The organism is Photobacterium satsumensis, assembly GCF_050336935.1.
Taxonomy (GTDB): Bacteria; Pseudomonadota; Gammaproteobacteria; order Enterobacterales; family Vibrionaceae; genus Photobacterium; species Photobacterium satsumensis.
Window position 1 is genome coordinate 705396 of the sequence record NZ_JAKJSK010000006.1, and the last position, 15891, is coordinate 721286.

The 15891-nt window shown below is 44.5% G+C and carries 17 protein-coding genes; 8 read left to right on the top strand and 9 right to left on the bottom strand.

The genetic code is table 11. The features are described from left to right. Window positions 1–151: 151 nt before the first annotated feature. Entirely contained in the window at window positions 152–508 is a 357-nt protein-coding gene (locus L4D79_RS03335; RefSeq protein WP_428647345.1) for a hypothetical protein, read from the top strand. A 192-nt stretch (window positions 509–700) separates the two neighbouring features. Here the strand turns inward: L4D79_RS03335 and L4D79_RS03340 are convergent, their stop codons facing one another. Next, window positions 701–1978 (bottom strand): NRAMP family divalent metal transporter, encoded by a 1278-nt coding sequence (locus tag L4D79_RS03340; protein WP_428647348.1) that lies wholly within the window; start codon window positions 1976–1978, stop codon window positions 701–703. 170 nt (window positions 1979–2148) lie between these two features. Between L4D79_RS03340 and L4D79_RS03345 the strand changes: the two genes are divergently transcribed. The 5 genes from L4D79_RS03345 to L4D79_RS03365 all read left to right on the top strand — a co-directional run bounded on the left by L4D79_RS03345 (window position 2149) and on the right by L4D79_RS03365 (window position 7470). Further along, a complete protein-coding gene (locus L4D79_RS03345; protein ID WP_428647351.1) occupies window positions 2149–2373 on the top strand; it encodes a hypothetical protein in 225 nt (74 codons plus the stop codon). Beyond that, window positions 2370–5696, top strand: coding sequence for an intermembrane phospholipid transport protein YdbH family protein (locus L4D79_RS03350; protein ID WP_428647354.1), 3327 nt, complete (start codon window positions 2370–2372; stop codon window positions 5694–5696). Before L4D79_RS03345 ends, L4D79_RS03350 begins: the two co-directional genes overlap by 4 nt. Window positions 5697–5802: 106 nt before the next feature. Next, window positions 5803–6018 carry a YnbE family lipoprotein gene (locus L4D79_RS03355; protein ID WP_428647357.1) on the top strand — a complete coding sequence of 72 codons (216 nt, stop codon included), beginning with the start codon at window positions 5803–5805 and terminating at the stop codon, window positions 6016–6018. An 18-nt stretch (window positions 6019–6036) separates the two neighbouring features. Continuing rightward, window positions 6037–6360: a YdbL family probable chaperone protein gene (locus tag L4D79_RS03360; RefSeq protein WP_428647360.1), complete on the top strand. Its 324-nt coding sequence runs from the start codon at window positions 6037–6039 to the stop codon at window positions 6358–6360. Between the two features lie 159 nt (window positions 6361–6519). Further along, window positions 6520–7470, top strand: a complete 951-nt coding sequence (locus L4D79_RS03365; protein ID WP_428647363.1) for a YeiH family protein — start codon at window positions 6520–6522, stop codon at window positions 7468–7470. A gap of 120 nt (window positions 7471–7590) precedes the next feature. On the opposite strand, the gene L4D79_RS03370 is transcribed toward L4D79_RS03365, so the two are convergent. The 3 genes from L4D79_RS03370 to L4D79_RS03380 form a co-directional block, all read right to left on the bottom strand. Further along, entirely contained in the window at window positions 7591–7842 is a 252-nt protein-coding gene (locus tag L4D79_RS03370) for a hypothetical protein (protein ID WP_428647365.1), read from the bottom strand. A gap of 150 nt (window positions 7843–7992) precedes the next feature. Next, window positions 7993–9294 carry a Y-family DNA polymerase gene (locus L4D79_RS03375; RefSeq protein WP_428647368.1) on the bottom strand — a complete coding sequence of 434 codons (1302 nt, stop codon included), beginning with the start codon at window positions 9292–9294 and terminating at the stop codon, window positions 7993–7995. A gap of 3 nt (window positions 9295–9297) precedes the next feature. Further along, window positions 9298–9681 carry a LexA family protein gene (locus tag L4D79_RS03380; protein WP_428647371.1) on the bottom strand — a complete coding sequence of 128 codons (384 nt, stop codon included), beginning with the start codon at window positions 9679–9681 and terminating at the stop codon, window positions 9298–9300. Between the two features lie 336 nt (window positions 9682–10017). On the opposite strand from L4D79_RS03380, the gene L4D79_RS03385 reads away from it, so the two are divergent. After that, complete coding sequence (locus L4D79_RS03385) at window positions 10018–10428, top strand: SPOR domain-containing protein (RefSeq protein ID WP_428647374.1); 411 nt, start codon at window positions 10018–10020, stop codon at window positions 10426–10428. 76 nt (window positions 10429–10504) lie between these two features. On the opposite strand, the gene L4D79_RS03390 is transcribed toward L4D79_RS03385, so the two are convergent. From L4D79_RS03390 to L4D79_RS03400, 3 genes are all read right to left on the bottom strand, one after another. Beyond that, a complete protein-coding gene (locus L4D79_RS03390) occupies window positions 10505–11035 on the bottom strand; it encodes a GNAT family N-acetyltransferase (RefSeq protein WP_428647376.1) in 531 nt (176 codons plus the stop codon). Next, window positions 11036–11305 (bottom strand): type II toxin-antitoxin system TacA family antitoxin, encoded by a 270-nt coding sequence (locus tag L4D79_RS03395; protein WP_428647379.1) that lies wholly within the window; start codon window positions 11303–11305, stop codon window positions 11036–11038. A gap of 116 nt (window positions 11306–11421) precedes the next feature. Further along, window positions 11422–12798 carry an MATE family efflux transporter gene (locus L4D79_RS03400; RefSeq protein ID WP_428647381.1) on the bottom strand — a complete coding sequence of 459 codons (1377 nt, stop codon included), beginning with the start codon at window positions 12796–12798 and terminating at the stop codon, window positions 11422–11424. Between the two features lie 251 nt (window positions 12799–13049). Between L4D79_RS03400 and L4D79_RS03405 the strand changes: the two genes are divergently transcribed. Beyond that, window positions 13050–14012 carry a LysR family transcriptional regulator gene (locus L4D79_RS03405; RefSeq protein ID WP_428647384.1) on the top strand — a complete coding sequence of 321 codons (963 nt, stop codon included), beginning with the start codon at window positions 13050–13052 and terminating at the stop codon, window positions 14010–14012. Between the two features lie 23 nt (window positions 14013–14035). Here the strand turns inward: L4D79_RS03405 and L4D79_RS03410 are convergent, their stop codons facing one another. Together L4D79_RS03410 and L4D79_RS03415 are read right to left on the bottom strand one after the other, a co-directional pair. After that, window positions 14036–14965, bottom strand: a complete 930-nt coding sequence (locus L4D79_RS03410) for an electron transfer flavoprotein subunit alpha/FixB family protein (RefSeq protein ID WP_428647387.1) — start codon at window positions 14963–14965, stop codon at window positions 14036–14038. Next, window positions 14965–15738, bottom strand: a complete 774-nt coding sequence (locus L4D79_RS03415; RefSeq protein WP_428647390.1) for an electron transfer flavoprotein subunit beta/FixA family protein — start codon at window positions 15736–15738, stop codon at window positions 14965–14967. The genes L4D79_RS03410 and L4D79_RS03415 overlap by 1 nt, the downstream gene beginning before the upstream one ends. Between the last annotated feature and the right edge of the window lie 153 nt (window positions 15739–15891).

Genomic DNA, 15891 nt, shown 5'->3' on the forward strand with positions numbered 1-15891 from the left:
CCAAATTCTTCTCGTTCACACTGCTCTAGATTGTTATTAAAGCTACAGCAACAACTATTCAACCATTTTGTTCAAATTATCAGTTATCAACAACGGACGTCATTATTGCCTTTAAGCCCTGTGGCATAATGAAATATCAAGGAGTTTTCGGATGGACAAAACCGCTCAGTCACTCAGCCAAACCCTCTCTTATTTAAAGCTATGTAGTTCGCAAATTATCTCTAACCAGCTATCTTTCTCTTCTTCGGGCTCAGCCAAACAAGTCAACGACCTTATCTCTCTTGGTTCTATTGAGCTCGACCATGCAAATAAGCAAGTCGAAGAGCTACAAAAAACATTATTCCGAGCACTACATGCCCTCGAGGCTGGGCAAACTGACGTTGTGCATAATGCACTCATTGAAGGGATAAAGCAGATTAATACTGAGTTAACCGTTCCGAAGAAACGTTTAATCATTCATTCAAAGCAGAAAGATGAAGTCATAAGTGATCCCGTACTGGCTGGCTAATTGAATGCTATACCCAAGCAGATTGAAATGACTTAGGTAAACATTAACGCCGTACACTGATCATAGTAAGACGAATTTAATAACTATAACGAGGGCTGTGTAGCTTTCTGAAGAGAGCTCACGGACGATAGCAGCCCCACACCAACATGGAATCTGCCGGATACCTACGTCCTGTCTGTATCCGGCTCTTTTTTACATTAACCACTTCCACCAAATAAACACAGCCAAGAAGCCAAACAGGTACGTTAGGCCCACCCACGACAGCAGCTTCATTTTCTTGGACCATTGCAAAGCAACGGGTAAATCGGCTTTTGAAACCAATTGATAGTTAAGTAAGGCAAAAATGGGTGTGGTCATAAAGGCCATAACCATCGCAAAATCAAGCATTGGCATTAGCGCTGAACTAAAGAATAAAATGATCCCCATTGCGGATGCGGCAATAAACAGCATCCAGCCATGGTGGAAAGCACGTTGGCCAACAGGTTTTGACTGCAATAATGATTGGGCTTCAGCCAACGAACGAGCATAACCGTCAATCACAGTGATGGTACTACCAAAAATGGCAAAGAAAGCCACAACAGCAATAAGGTAGCGCGACCATTCGCCGATGGTTGAGGCATACATACTGACTAATTGATGCGAAAAGCCGATACCCGATGCTTTCAACTCAGTACCATTACCATGCAATACCAATGCACCTAGGGAAAGGAAAATAATGGCAAGAATCGCTGTACCGATATATCCCACATTGAAATCAAACAGCGCAGACTGTGGTGAGACTTGCTGCTCTTTACATTGACTCTTAAGCCACAATGACGTTAGACACGAAATTTCAATCGGTGCAGGCATCCATCCCATCATCACCACAATAAAGCCAATCGAGGCAATTGACCAAGCAGAAGGCGCTTCGAAATCAGCAGGAGCAACACTTCCTTTACCCGCAGCAATAACAACAGCCGATAGTGTCGCGATGACCAACACTGTCATAATGATCTTAGACAGATTATCTAGCGCCTTATAATGACCAGCCATCAAAATCACCAAACAGGCAATAACAACAATACCGCATAAGACTGGTAGTGACATGCCAAATGGTAAGAAGTACCCCAATAGACTTGCGCTGAAAAGCAATAATGCGGCCGTGTTGACTACACCAGAGATCAGGCTTAACCCGGTAAAGACCCATAGGTAGCCTCTCCCCATGCCATCATACCCCTGTACTAGGCTATTCCCTGTTCCCATAGTGTATTGCACGCCGGCTCTGAAAAAAGGATATTTCAAAAGGTTTACCAGCAGAATCAAAGCGGCAAGCTGCCAGCCGTATATTGCCCCCGCCTTGGTTGACGCGACTAAGTGCGAGCCGCCAACAGCGGCCGTTGCCATCATCACACCAGGGCCTAGTGAGCGAATCAGTTTGCTCAGTGAGATAGGCCCGGAGGGAGACGGCTGTATTGGAGAGGTTTCTGACATAATCACATCCTGATGATTTTCTTTTGTTTGACCTCACTTTGTCTCAGTTTTGTCACAAACAATCAACCTTCCCCAAACAAGCAATAAGATAATTAATCCAAATTACAGCCAAAAACTAGATTTATACATCAAAACCACACCTTGAAACTTTCTTGTTATCAGGCAAAACCATGCAAAAAAACAATAAAAAAATAACAGAAATTCAGCAACTTCAAGAAAAGACAAAATTTTATCCTAATCAAGAAGAAAAGGTTACACACAGTAGAAAAAACCACAGAGTAATTAAGCTAGAAGTATTTGATTTTTACAATATTTATTACAATTTCCAGCGCAGCGTTTATGCTTATAAAAGTCATAAAACATTTGTGTTAGTTAGAATATTAATTGCTATATGAATGACGCTGTAGGCAAAAATAACAATGCTTCGCCATCTAAACCGAGCCGCTATCGGTATGTGCGCGTGTTTATCTATGGCTTGTTTTTTATCATCTTCTCCATCGTCCTACTCGCCGTGTTCATCCCCCCTTGGCTAGCTTCAAAGGGGATCGAAATCAATGCGATCTCTGGTATTCATATCGGCAAACGTATTCAAATTGATGAGCTCGCTATTTCAGTCAACAAAACAGCAATCACCATCAGGCAATTGTCTCTCGAACACTTTTCTAATGACCAAAGTGCAATTTCTACATCTTCATGGCGCTTACTGTCACCCCATACAGTCGTCCGCTTGGCGCCGGGCATACAAAATGCGATTAAAGCCCATGGGGTATCTGTTAATGACATTACATTCAACGACATCACATTTAATTTAACCGATTTATCTGCCCCCTATGTTTTTAGTGCCCACAGCCGGTTGGCATCTGTGATGGTGGAAAACACAGTAGGCACACAGATCCCACAGCAGGTGAATGATTTGCAGCTAGTTCTGACCACTGATCCTTTCATTACCTTAACCGGTATTATTGATGCCGCTGAGCTAAACACCTTTCTGCCACAGGACATTGGGCAAAATATCTATCCTATTGCGTTCAACAAAGGGCATTTTTCTCTCAGCTGGCAAAAAGACAAAACACCGTTGGCCGTACATATAGACAAGCTAACCCCAAGTTGGCAAACGTTACTTGGTAGTTTTCAGCAGCAAGGCAATGACATTGCCCTAACAGTTGATCTTAACCAGCCAGCCACAAGCATGCGATTACTGGCCGAAGAATTACGTTTTGCCCAACCAGCAGAGCTACCAGAATTTCTAGAAAAGCCTGATGACACTCATGAAGGTCTGCACCTTGGTCATGCGATAGCCAATTTAGCCCTGCTGCCCATTAAACATCTGAAAGTCAGTCATTTCACGTATGGCAACTTGATCATGAATGCCAAGCTAGTGCTGGATACCCCACGAGTTCGAGAAAACAAGCCGGACAAACAAGCAAAGCTTCATTTAACTGGCAAAGCGCTCGGCCCTGATGAGCCCTACGACATCAATGTGCTGATCAAGCACCGTTCTCTTGAAGATGCAGACTTTAAAGGCACGGTTATTGGCCCAAAAGGTAATGAGCTTGACTGTAAAGCCGATGTGAATTTCATTAGCCCTTTACCCAAGGAATTCCGCTGCGAGGCCAAATTTAAACGGACACGGGATCTCACTGATAGACTCAAGCTATATGATATTCCGAGTGCAGAACTCACCAAGCCCATCATCATCACGGCCAAGCAGACATCATTAACATTCAAGGATGCAGCACCTTCTAATACTGTGGCTACCGATCCCTTTCATTTCCGAGATGTCGACCATGCCAGCTATGCCATCGACGTCACCTTACCGGAGAAAGTCAGTGTTGAACTCAACCGCTTTGCTTTCCAACACGCCGTACTCAGCCCGAGTCGATCAGATAAGTCTGCCCCGTCTCTTTCACTGCTAGAGCTCAACACCGATGGCGCGCTGAGCTTTAACGCTGATTACCGGAATGGCAATATTGCTGTGGGATTGGATAAAAACACTGAAGAGCTTCGGTTTTATAACCATAAGCTGGGCTATGATATGCAATTGGCTTTCTCGAAGCTTCAGTGCCTGATCCCTTTTCTCAGTAATGAACATTCATTACAGTGTCACGCAAAAAGTGTCATCAACGCACTCATTCCGCAATTATTTCCAGTACCCGAACTCGCCATTACAAATAGTAAAATATCATCAACAATGGTCGGTGGATGGACCGAAGATAATGTTGAATTTAAACTCGTCGATACACAGCTCAACATCGATAAAATAATCTATCAACATAGTGGTGAATGGGTTGAAGCTGATGCCGATAAAGTCACCATTGCCGCTAAGCAAATAAACCTTGCCCAAGAATTCAGGCAAAACAAAATCACTAAACTATCCATCTCGACCGATGGCAAACATCCAATTACAATTACAGCCAATAACCTTGACGCTCTAAAATTGATCACTCCAGAAGAGGCTTCTGAAGCTGAAATAGCCACTATCCGCCAGAAAAAAAATACGAGTCAATTGCCCGTACAACGCTATGGCGGACAACTCAACGCCTCTGCCTCTAATTTAGCATTCAACATTGATTTGCAACCAAAGCAGCCTGTCCAATTTACCCTCAGCGCTGGTTATCAGATCCACCTATCCTTGAGCCAAAATAATCAGCGTTTACCCGGATTAATGACTGAAGGTGTCGTTAGCCTCGACCCAAGTCGGTCCAGATTCAAAGGCAGTATTTTAAACAAGCGCCATACCAAGTTATTTGTCTACACCGTCGATTACTTACTTCCTCTGCAGCAAGCCAATATTGAGTTACACCGTAATGATATTCCTTTTTCCAGTGATCAATCGCTTAAGAAATATTACCTCCCTAAGCTGCCGATAGATCATGATATCACCGCTGGTTCACTAGGCTTTGAAGCGAAACTGACGGTAAAAGGCAATCAGTGGTCAGGTCAACTTGGGTTGTATACAAAAAACTTAAGTGGGTATATCCATAATATTCACTATGCCGACCTCAACGTGTCATTTGCTATCGATATATCCAATCACGGAGCACGCTCACGTCAACCTATTAGCTTACATGTCAGTTACTTGCATGCTGGAGTCTTACTGGAGAACCTTTACGCCTTGCTTGAGTTTGATACCCAGCAACCGTTTTACCAACTGCACCGAGCCAAAGCTTATGTTCTGGGAGGAGACATCAGCCTGAACAATGTTACCAGTCGTTCCCTATCAGATATCCCAACGACACCTATCCGGGTTCATGGCTTGAAATTGCCTAAGCTGATTGAAGTCGTCGAAGCTAAAGATATCGAAATGACGGGGATTGTTGATGGCATACTGCCTATGGGATTAGAAGATCAAGCTCCAGTTATTAAGGCAGGGAAACTCCATGCTCGGTATCCTGGCGGGATCCTAAAATACAAGGAAGGATCTGCCATTGATCAGAATGTCGAGGCGGCCGGTGAAAGTAGCTTGTTAGTTGTGAGCAAGATTCTCAAAAATTATAACTACCACTCACTGATCGTTAATCTAGACTATTCTAAAGAAGGACAACTGAGTGCCAGATCACATTTTAAAGGGCGAAACCCTGATGTTTTATCCGGACGCCCGATAAATCTGAACCTCAGCTTAGAAGAAAACATTCCAGCATTGATAAAAACACTGAACATGATTAATTCAACAAAGCTGGAAAATATGTTCTTAAAGCAGATTGGTGTGGATAAGTAGCTTTTTGCGCTTGAATTTAACAAATCACATGGCTGGACGCGCCTATCGTTTCTATGCTGCTAACGGGCAGTAAGCTAGGTATGAGGTCCACAAAAGGTTGTAACCAATGGATATCCAACTTAAGCTGTTTTATATACCATTTTTTATTACCCTATTTTCGGTAATGTCTGTTACGGCACTATCAGGTTGCACTCCGACGGTACAAGTTACCGCATCAGAAAAGCCGATAGAAGTTAATTTAAATGTCAAAATAGAGCACGAGATTCGAATTAAAGTTGATAAGGAAATCGATGAGCTGTTTAATGATGATGATGTCTTTTGAGTCGGCAGGGAGTATGCCATGACGCGAATACTGCTCTTCTTTTTATCTTTCTTCCTCGCTTTTAGTGCATTTGCTATCGACCTGCAACAGGCTAAAGATCAGGGGCTTGTGGGGGAAGCCAACACCGGGCTTATTGCTCCTATTACCGCCCGTCCATCAAAAGAAGTCAGAAGCCTGGTTTCTAATATCAATACGCGACGAACGAACGCCTTCAAAAAAATTTCTGTCTCCCATGGTTTAACAGTTAAAGAAGTTGGCCACATCGCTCACAAAAAAGCGATAGAGAAAACCTCTCCAGGCAACTACTACCAAGACTCATCGGGTAAGTGGATCAAAAAATAGAAGCCCTGTAACAAGGAACACTCGTTACTCCATCCTGTCTATTCAATACCATCAAACTATTGGTTAAGTTTTTCTTAACCCCGGCATAAAAAGATTATAATTATCCTTATACCACTTTAGACATATACTCCTGCCACGTTTTGTTCATATGTATACGCAATGTCTGCAATTCAACCTCACTTAAACAAGCTTACCAAAAACGACGGTATTTTCATCGCAGTAGCACTGCTGTGCCTGCTACCTGCTGTTAGCTCCCCTATCGCTTTGGTTCTCGGGTTTACCCTCGCCACTTTTGGGATCGTCCCTACTCAATTCAATCTAGCAGCCTTAACCAAGAAGCTCCTTTCATACTCCATTATTGGTTTAGGTTTTGGTATCCAGCTTGATCAAGCTATCGAAGCCAGTAAGCAAGGTTTCGGGATTATTGTAGCGTCTATATTCTGTACGCTAATACTGGGCTACATATTCACTAAGTTGCTTCGTATTGAGCAGAAAACAGGCCATCTAATTGCGTCAGGTACGGCAATTTGTGGCGGAAGCGCGATTGCGGCTGTTGCACCGGCCATCAACGCAAAAGATGACCAAACGTCGCTGGCACTGGCTACCGTGTTTGTCCTCAATGCAATTGCATTGTTTATCTTCCCCGTGATTGGACATTTTTTCGAGATGAGCCAGCACGCGTTTGGGACATGGGCAGCTATTGCGATCCATGACACCTCATCGGTTGTGGGTGCTGCTGGTGCCTATGGTGATGAAGCGTTGAAAACCGCCACGACATTAAAACTCGCCCGAGCACTATGGATTATTCCAATCGCGTTCCTCAGCGCCCTGATGTTCAAGGGGAACAGCAAAAAAATAGGTGTACCTTTCTTCATCCTATTTTACTGCTTAGCTATCCTAGTGGCTTACTTGTTACCTGACTTCCAACCATTTTACAGTGCAGTTTTTTCACTCTCAAAGCGAGTGTTAGTCGTGTGCCTATTCTTGATTGGGTCTGGCATCACTATCCAAAAACTTCGGGCTGCGGGTATCCAACCGCTATTGCTTGGCGTGATACTTTGGGTATCTATCGGTGGTGGGTCATTGGCCTATATCCAGTTTCTTAGCTAAACCGCCTCTCTACACCGTCAAACACTAAAAAGCCGGCAAACACCCAAACTAGTTACACTATGAATGGCTACGTTATGAATAGTTACGCTAATAAGGATTGCCGGCTCATTTCAAAATCCGTTACGGTGTAATGTCTATCCGTTCAGATTCGTTGTTAATATGCTTAACTTCCTCTTTAAACTCTACAGCTCTCTTCTTTATCTTATGCTGGCTTTCTGTTGAGTTATCTCGTTCATTATTCTGCTTTAAGCGCCGAACCCCAAGGAACATGATAATGATGAATGCGGTGAAGTCTAAAACAGCACTGAGCAACCCAGAGGTAAACGATGAGGTGATCAGAATGCCACTCACAATCCCTATCCAAATAAACATCCATAACCTCTATCTTTCACAATGCAATAAGATACAGGTAATTATTAACTAATTGTCTGACTTCAGAAATTCGCTTTCACTCTATAACATACAGTTTCGTTATATGCTCAACGACAGGCGTTAATAAACACCCATCTATATAAACCCCTATCAACATTTTGCCACCTGCAGTTCATCTAACCGTGTTGTCCAACGATTCGAGCGAAATGCTTGGCGCATGTGCCAGTTGGTTGAACCTATCACTGAGGCCGGCTTTACACCGTTTTTAAATTTGGCGTTCATCTGATCGGTTATAGCCATTAGGTCCCGCCGTTTTACCTCTTCCAATGCGCTGTTATCGAACATATCAAATTGAAACTGATCATTGTTGGCATCGGTCAATCCTTCTAAGATCACGCCGATCTTCTGATAGGCATAACCCGGGCGATAGACGGACTCCAGCAACGTTATGGCTGTATCGAGAAATCGATAGCTATCTTGACTCGGGCACAGCAGCTCTTTCGCACAACTGATATTATGCTGCGGCAAGTCTTTATAGCGATTAGTACGAAGAAACACACTGACCACACTGGCCTGGCTATGTTGGCGACGAAGTTTCTCCCCGGCACGCTGGCAGTGAAACGCTAGAGCGGCCTTCAAGTCGCCTAAATCAGTCAAATCAGAACCGAAGCTACGACTAGACAATATCTGCTTGCGCTTTTCATCTATATCACCGGGGTCAATACACGCGACCCCTTGAAGCTCAAGTACGGTTCTGGCTAGCCCCACATTCCACAAACGCCGCATATCAGCTGGTTTTTGCTCTGACAGTTCAAGGGCATTCGTGATGCCACTGGTTTGTAAACGTGTTGCCGTTTTTGCCCCGACTCCCCATATATCTTGCACCGCACAACGCTCCAGCAACCAACGACGCCGTTCTTCATTATCAATTTGAATAACGCCTTCGACCCTCTGCTCGAATTGCTTGGCAGCATGGTTACCCAGCTTGGCCAATGTTGGACTTGCACCAATCCCGACCCTGACAGGCAGTCCTAGGTGGGTATACACAGTATCTCGAATATCTTTTCCCATTTGGGTTAACCCATCCAACTTGAAGCCATCTAACCGTATAAATGCCTCATCAATGGAATACTGTTCAACATGGGGAGAAAAACGGTGTAGTTCTTCGATAAAACGACGGCTCATATCGGCATAGAGGGTGTAATTGGAACTCCGGACCTCAACCCCCATTTTCCGTGCCTCCCGCTCAATTTTGAACCATGGGGCTCCACGTTTGATACCTAACGCTTTCGCTTGTGGTGACAGGGCAACACAGCAACCATCATTATTCGAAAGGACAACCAGAGGTTTATTCACCAATTTAGGGTCAAATATTTGCTCACACGCACAATAGAAGCTTTTCGCATCGACAAGCGCCCATACCTGATCACGGTATCCATCTAATGCTGCCATGGCTTACCCCAACAAATTATGGACATTGCGTGTCACCACCCCAAAAATTTCTGAATCTTCAGGCATTGGGAATGGTTGAAAATTGGGGTTTTCTGCAACTAACCACCATGCTTGTTCATGGCGCATCAATCGCTTGCAAGTAAACTCATCATAAATACGGGCAATCACAATTCGCCCAGGGACAACCGGCTCTGCCCGATCAACCACCAAGAGATCACCATCATAAATGCCCGCCCCCATCATTGAGTCACCTGATGCCCTTAGATAAAAAGTCGCATTAGGGTTTCGTATCAAATAACTCTCGAGATCAAGCTCTTCTTGATGGCCGTCAGCAGGTGACGGGAAACCACACTTTACACCTTCGATAAAGTAAGGAAATACCTTCATTACCATCGCTCTCAAACTGACTGTATATATATACAGTATAATGAAAAATAGCTAGAATAGTCACACCTTAGATTCAACTTTTGAGGTAACTGTAGGTTGAGCCATCAAACAAGTTACTTTCTATACAATTTCAAGCGCCTAGCATTAATGTGCTGAGCTTTATTTGTTCAGCGGCGACATTTTAAGCAACTTTTGCTGTGTTCTTCGACAAACACTCTCAACAGGTCGAGTAATGTCAAACAAACACTCATTATTGTTGATAAAATTGTCGTTTATAAAAATTAAAATATACATCCAAGATACTGGGATATAACGGTTATTAACCAAGGAGTTTTTGTGCAAAAGATTTTTGCAGTTCTCGCTGTGCTTCTGTTAGCAGGCTGTTCTACCACTGAAAACACACACACTGATAGCCAATGTATTGGCCAGATGACCACTGAAGAAGCCTACGGTCACCTCAACCCTGAGCGCTTCACCATTCAGGTACTGGCTCTAACAGAAGAGCGCCAAGCTGATGTGAGAAACTACATTAACCATATCCAAGGCCAACAGCCGATTTGGGTTAACTGGAAGAAAAGCCAAAGTGGTCGCTGGTATGCTGTGATTTATGGGGACTTCGAAACCAAAGAAGAAGCCAAGGCCGTGATTGACCGCCTACCTGAAGCCGTTCGCCAACAAGGTCCATTCATCCGAAGTTTTGCCGAAGTGCAAAGCGACAAACAAACAGACGTATTCCGTTTACGTTGATCAAAAAAGCCGGGGCAATGACCCGGCTTTTTTACACTTACTTCTCTCGCGATAAAACAGCTTTGATAAAACAGCTTCAATCAAATAGCTGGGCGACAGTTTTCATCGGAATGAACATCCTGATCCGGCCATTGTGCTCACACAACACCTCGAAACCATATTTGGTATAGAAAGATTCGGCTTCTTGGCTCAAACAATCCACCACAATGGCATAAGCTCTCATATGGGCATTGACTTGCCATAAGTATTTTAACGCCCTAACGAGGCTCACTTTTCCCAAGCCATGGCCATGGTATTCGTGATGCACGGCAAGTTGGGCTAGCAGGAATACTGGGATAGGATACTTAGGGAGTTTTTTTGCCATTGCTGCAGGTAATGTATCCCGGCAAATTGAGCTTGGCGCAATGCTATAAAATGCGCAAATCGGTAATTTTTGATTTGGCAGTGGAAGTAAGGCAGGTAGAACCATGGTTCGGCTAATACCTGCCTGCATATGCTTTGCCGCTTGAGTCTGAATAAATGTGTTGAGTTCCGGCTCGCCGCAATCAAACGATGCGCGGTCATGTAACCTTTTATCAAGCTCGATAAATTCTTTGGACCAACTCACTTACTTAAAGCCCTTATCATCTGCAAAATCTACTGCATCGAGTAAAGCTTTATTCGGTGCCTTCGCCTTATCACATGCTTCGACAAATCGGTCAAACGCATCATTATCAACAGTGATGCTTTCATGATGTGCAATCACCTGAGTGGCATCTTCGTCCATAAGGCGAACCACATATTCAGTCAGACTCTTCAGCCCCAATAATGCTGAGGCCTTTTCGGCTTTGGCTTTAATTTCTTCATCTAAACGCAAGTCTAAACGTGCTGTTGCCATATTACCCTCCATTAGTACGGAAATTATCCGTACGTGAAAAGTATAACCGTTCAGCACTGGCTCAGCAAATCGTACGGAAAAATTCCGTACGATTTACATATTTCTTCCGACCGCTATTAGGATGTCATCACTGCTGCACTTTGTGCTGCATCATCTTCTGGGTGCCGAACATCCAACTTACGGAGTTCACGGAACAAGATAAACACCAGCATCAACCCTGTAGCAGCAAGTCCGACGGCTAACCCGCCCCATACGCCTTCCAAACCATACATATGCATCAAAATCCATGCTGCAGGAAGACCAATAAGCCAATAGCCAATACCGGTTGTTACCGTCGGCGCTTTGACCACTTTCATGCCACGCAAAATACTTATCGCAGCCAATTGCCAGGCATCAACAACAAAACAAGTGGCGACCATGATCATTACACTCGGTAGGGCTAGAACCAACTCTTCAGCAAGCGCATCACCTTCCACATTGAAGACAACGGTAAGGAATTCAGGCTTGGCAATAAGCATGGCTCCGAGCACGGCACTGGTAACGGTTACCAACAGCAAACCTAATTTGGCATAACGCTTTACCATCGCAGGCTCCTGCTGACCAACATGTTGGCTTACCAAGATTGAAGCAGCCTGCGACAGACCGAATGCCACATTCCACGACAAGTTAAGACACTGCATGGCAATTTGGTGAATCGCCAACGATACAGCGCCCAACGTACCCGCCAGCAGTGCGGCGGTAGAAAACAGAGCATGCTCCATCAGAGTCGCAATCATAATTGGTACCCCTATGGCCATCAGCGGAACAAGGATACCTATGCGATACTCATGCATGTTGTTAAACGGATTGTATTGGCGGTATTTATTTAGGGTGAACACCCAGTAGCCATAGCCAAGCATAACAATAAAAGCAGCTAACGCCGTGCCATAGCCTAAGCCAGCCAGTCCCATCTCCCAATGGAATGCCATTAAATAGCTCAGTGGCACATTCAAGATAACCGTGACTATAGACATCACCATGACTGAGCGGGTATCGCCAAACGCACTGACCAAGCTACGTAAAACCAATAAAACCAACGTCGGTAGCATCGCCCACTTAAGTGCATCGAGATAATCCACCGCTAAAACAACAGCCTCAGGATCTTGGTTTGCTTTAATCAGCAAACCATCCATCAGATAGAAAACCGGTAGCAAAGTCAGTGTCAGGATAACGGAAAGCAACAGCCCACTCTTGAGCGAAGTACTGACATCTGCATCCCCTTTTTTCCTATCTTTCAGCCTTTTGCCATAAGCAATAGCAATTAAATTCGCCACACAACCGACAGTACTACCTGCAACAGTAAAAATGATCGAATAAACAGCAGCACCGAGGCCACCACCAGCAATGGCAAGGATACTCATCTGCGCCATCATCCAGACATCGGTAAACACCAACAGTTGCGCAACCAGTTGAGAAATAATTAGCGGCACAGCCAAGCTAATAAGTTTTTTCATTTTTCACCACAAACACTAAAGCATTGTAAAACAGACAGGAATTTCAGCAGTGATGAAAAGAGGCCGCCCGTGCAAGGAACAATGCGAGGATAAACAGGCTCAAAATTGTGTAATAGGCATCAAACTACTGAAACATAGCTAATGTAAAACCTTCAGATTTGTGTTTCAAACGACATTTATAGTACCTTTACATTCATAAAACTCATGCGAGTGAAATTCAACCGGTTCGATTTACGCTAATGGGACAGATAATGAAAAAAAGGCATAGCCTACTACCATCATCTTTAAACGGATTAAGGGTTTTCGAAGCATCAGCACGCCACTTGAGCTTTACGACTGCAGCAGACGAACTGAATGTGACTCAAAGTGCGGTGAGCAGACAAATCAGGCAGTTAGAAGACCAACTAGGGTTTTCACTGTTTATTCGCCACCACCGCTCGCTAGAGCTTTCTCTGCAAGGGAAGGAGCTCGCGTTATTACTCACCCGGCAATACAGCGAATTGAACCAGTCTATCCTTCAATTAAAAGCCAAAGAAACTGGCACGTTGAGGGTACAGGTCGCAATGAGTTTTGCTGTGCGTTGGCTTATCCCGCGTTTGCATTCCTTTAAATCACTCAACCCGGATGTCAATATTATCTTGTCATCGAGTATGGGGCACAGCAATGAGCTATTGCAATTAGAGGAGGATGACTGCGATATAGCGATATATAACGTCCCTGAGATCAGCAAAAGTAGCAACATGCCGACTTTTTTCAGAAAAGAATACTTAGCCCCAGTATATTCAGAGCTGTTGACCAAAACTGAGCAGGCAATCTCTGTCGATGATCTCATTGCCAACTATCCGCGATTGCACCCTACACCAGACCAATGTGACTGGCGAGAATGGCTCACTCGTAACAACCGCTCAGAGCAAGTCAATAAAAACGGATTAACGTTCAACACGCTAGATATGGCTTTAACCTCCTGCTTTGCTGGCCAAGGGGTGACAATTACCGACCTGATGCTTGTCGTACATGAGCTCCAGCAAGGCTATTTAAAGCTACCGGAATCAGCGACTATCGTTACCAATAGTACTTGGCAATATTACTATCAAACCGTCAGCAAAGGTGACACCGTCACTCGATTTATCAATTGGATGATCCAAGAAGAGAAGAAAGACATGGCCGCGCTAACCCACATGGCTGAGTTGCACGGCTGGAAGATTATTGATTAGCGTGGTTGGTGATAAATATAAGGTTAAACCGAGTCAATGAGCTCTGGTAAAATCTCAAACAGGTCGCCGACCAATCCATAGTCTGCAATTTCAAAAATTGGCGCTTCGGGGTCGTTATTAATAGCAACAATGACCTTGGCATCTTTCATCCCTGCAAGATGCTGAATAGCGCCAGAAATACCCACTGCGATGTATAACTCAGGGGCAACAATTTTACCAGTTTGTCCGACCTGATAATCATTAGAGATAAATCCAGCATCCACCGCAGCCCTTGAGGCCCCGATTGCACCATCAAGTTTATCTGCGAGCTGTTCTATTAACGCAAAATTCTCTTTACTACCAAGCGCCCTGCCTCCTGAGACAACAACACGAGCTGCTGTTAGTTCTGGCCTGACACTTTCAGATGCTTGTCTCTCAACAAATTCACTTAAGTCATTACCAATAGAGATCCCTACCGCTTTTTGTTCCGCTTGCGTATCCACCAATGAAGCTGCATCAAATGCCGAACTACGAAGGGTCATCAATTTTTTACTATCACAACTGCGCACCCTCGCCAATGCATTACCTGCATATATAGGCCTGATAACGGTGTCTTCACTCTCAATCGTCACAACATCAGAAAGCATCCCCACATCCAGTAGTGCTGCGACCCGGGGCAGCAGGTTTTTACCAAATGTACTTGCCGGCGCGACAATATGGCTATAGTCCGTAGCAAGTTCGGTGATCAACAATGCGCTATTTTCAGCTAACTGATACTCGTATTCAGGCATATCAGCAACAATAACTCGACGGATACCTTCAATGGTGGATGCTTGTTCGGCCACCGACTGGCATCGGTATCCAATAACCAATACGTCAATATCTAACGATAAAGCGGATACAGCCCCGACAGACTTAAGTGTATCCCCACCCAGACGATGATTATCATGCTCTGCAATTACTAAAACCGTCATCAGATCACCTTTGCACTGTTTTTAAGTTTATCGACAAGCTCGGTAACTGAGGCAACTTTTACGCCGCCCGCTCTCTGCATTGGCGCCATTATCTCGATAACTTCTTGATGGTTTTTTATCGTTACCCCCAGGGCTTCCGGGGTAATGACATCAAGCGTTTTTTTCTTTGCTTTCATGATATTGGGGAGCGTTGCATAACGAGGGTCATTCAATCGTAAATCAGTACTTAATATCGCAGGCAGGGCCAAGCATAACGTTTCAAGACCACCGTCGACTTCTCGGGTCACGCTAATTGCTCGTTGGCCCCCAGCAGTGACACCGTCACTTTCAATCGTGACACTTGAAGCAAAAGTCCCCTGCGGGTAGCCCAACAAAGCAGCAAGCATTTGTGCAACCTGATTATTGTCGGTATCTATCGACTGCTTACCTAATATAACTAACTCGGGTTGGTCTTGTTTGACCAACGCAGCTAATAGCTTCGCAACGGACAAAGGCTCAATCACGGCATCGGTTTTAATATGTATTGCTCTGTCAGCCCCCAACGCTAGCGCAGTTCTTAGTTGCTCTTGGCAACTGACCTCGCCAGCAGAAACTACGACGACTTCATCTGCATAGCCCGCCTCACGGAGGCGAATCGCTTCCTCTACGGCAATTTCACAGAAGGGGTTCATGGACATTTTGACGTTGGCAGTTTCAACACCTGAGCCATCACTTTTCACCCTCACTTTAACGTAAGGATCAATGACGCGCTTAATCGCAACATACACTTTCACAGGCACTTCCTTATCAAACCAAGGCGGTTAGGCCCTGCAATTGTTGTATTCTTTGAGCCTAGTTGAGTTTACGTTTACGTCAACTGGACTATATTTTAACCAAGCGAGATTCAGTTAGGGATTGAAGCATGAGTTCAGAGCAGCAAAGAGAAA

Excerpts from the sequence above, each read along its gene's own strand:
- L4D79_RS03395 (WP_428647379.1), bottom strand. The coding sequence starts at position 11,305 with ATGGCAACAGCACGTTTAGACTTGCGTTTAGATGAAGAAATTAAAGCC.
- L4D79_RS03410 (WP_428647387.1), bottom strand. The coding sequence starts at position 14,965 with ATGACGGTTTTAGTAATTGCAGAGCATGATAATCATCGTCTGGGTGGG.
- L4D79_RS03360 (WP_428647360.1), top strand. The coding sequence starts at position 6,037 with ATGACGCGAATACTGCTCTTCTTTTTATCTTTCTTCCTCGCTTTTAGT.
- L4D79_RS03380 (WP_428647371.1), bottom strand. The coding sequence starts at position 9,681 with ATGAAGGTATTTCCTTACTTTATCGAAGGTGTAAAGTGTGGTTTCCCG.
- L4D79_RS03365 (WP_428647363.1), top strand. The coding sequence starts at position 6,520 with ATGTCTGCAATTCAACCTCACTTAAACAAGCTTACCAAAAACGACGGT.
- L4D79_RS03350 (WP_428647354.1), top strand. The coding sequence starts at position 2,370 with ATGAATGACGCTGTAGGCAAAAATAACAATGCTTCGCCATCTAAACCG.
- L4D79_RS03335 (WP_428647345.1), top strand. The coding sequence starts at position 152 with ATGGACAAAACCGCTCAGTCACTCAGCCAAACCCTCTCTTATTTAAAG.
- L4D79_RS03400 (WP_428647381.1), bottom strand. The coding sequence starts at position 12,798 with ATGAAAAAACTTATTAGCTTGGCTGTGCCGCTAATTATTTCTCAACTG.
- L4D79_RS03355 (WP_428647357.1), top strand. The coding sequence starts at position 5,803 with ATGGATATCCAACTTAAGCTGTTTTATATACCATTTTTTATTACCCTA.
- L4D79_RS03370 (WP_428647365.1), bottom strand. The coding sequence starts at position 7,842 with ATGTTTATTTGGATAGGGATTGTGAGTGGCATTCTGATCACCTCATCG.
- L4D79_RS03405 (WP_428647384.1), top strand. The coding sequence starts at position 13,050 with ATGAAAAAAAGGCATAGCCTACTACCATCATCTTTAAACGGATTAAGG.
- L4D79_RS03375 (WP_428647368.1), bottom strand. The coding sequence starts at position 9,294 with ATGGCAGCATTAGATGGATACCGTGATCAGGTATGGGCGCTTGTCGAT.
- L4D79_RS03340 (WP_428647348.1), bottom strand. The coding sequence starts at position 1,978 with ATGTCAGAAACCTCTCCAATACAGCCGTCTCCCTCCGGGCCTATCTCA.
- L4D79_RS03345 (WP_428647351.1), top strand. The coding sequence starts at position 2,149 with ATGCAAAAAAACAATAAAAAAATAACAGAAATTCAGCAACTTCAAGAA.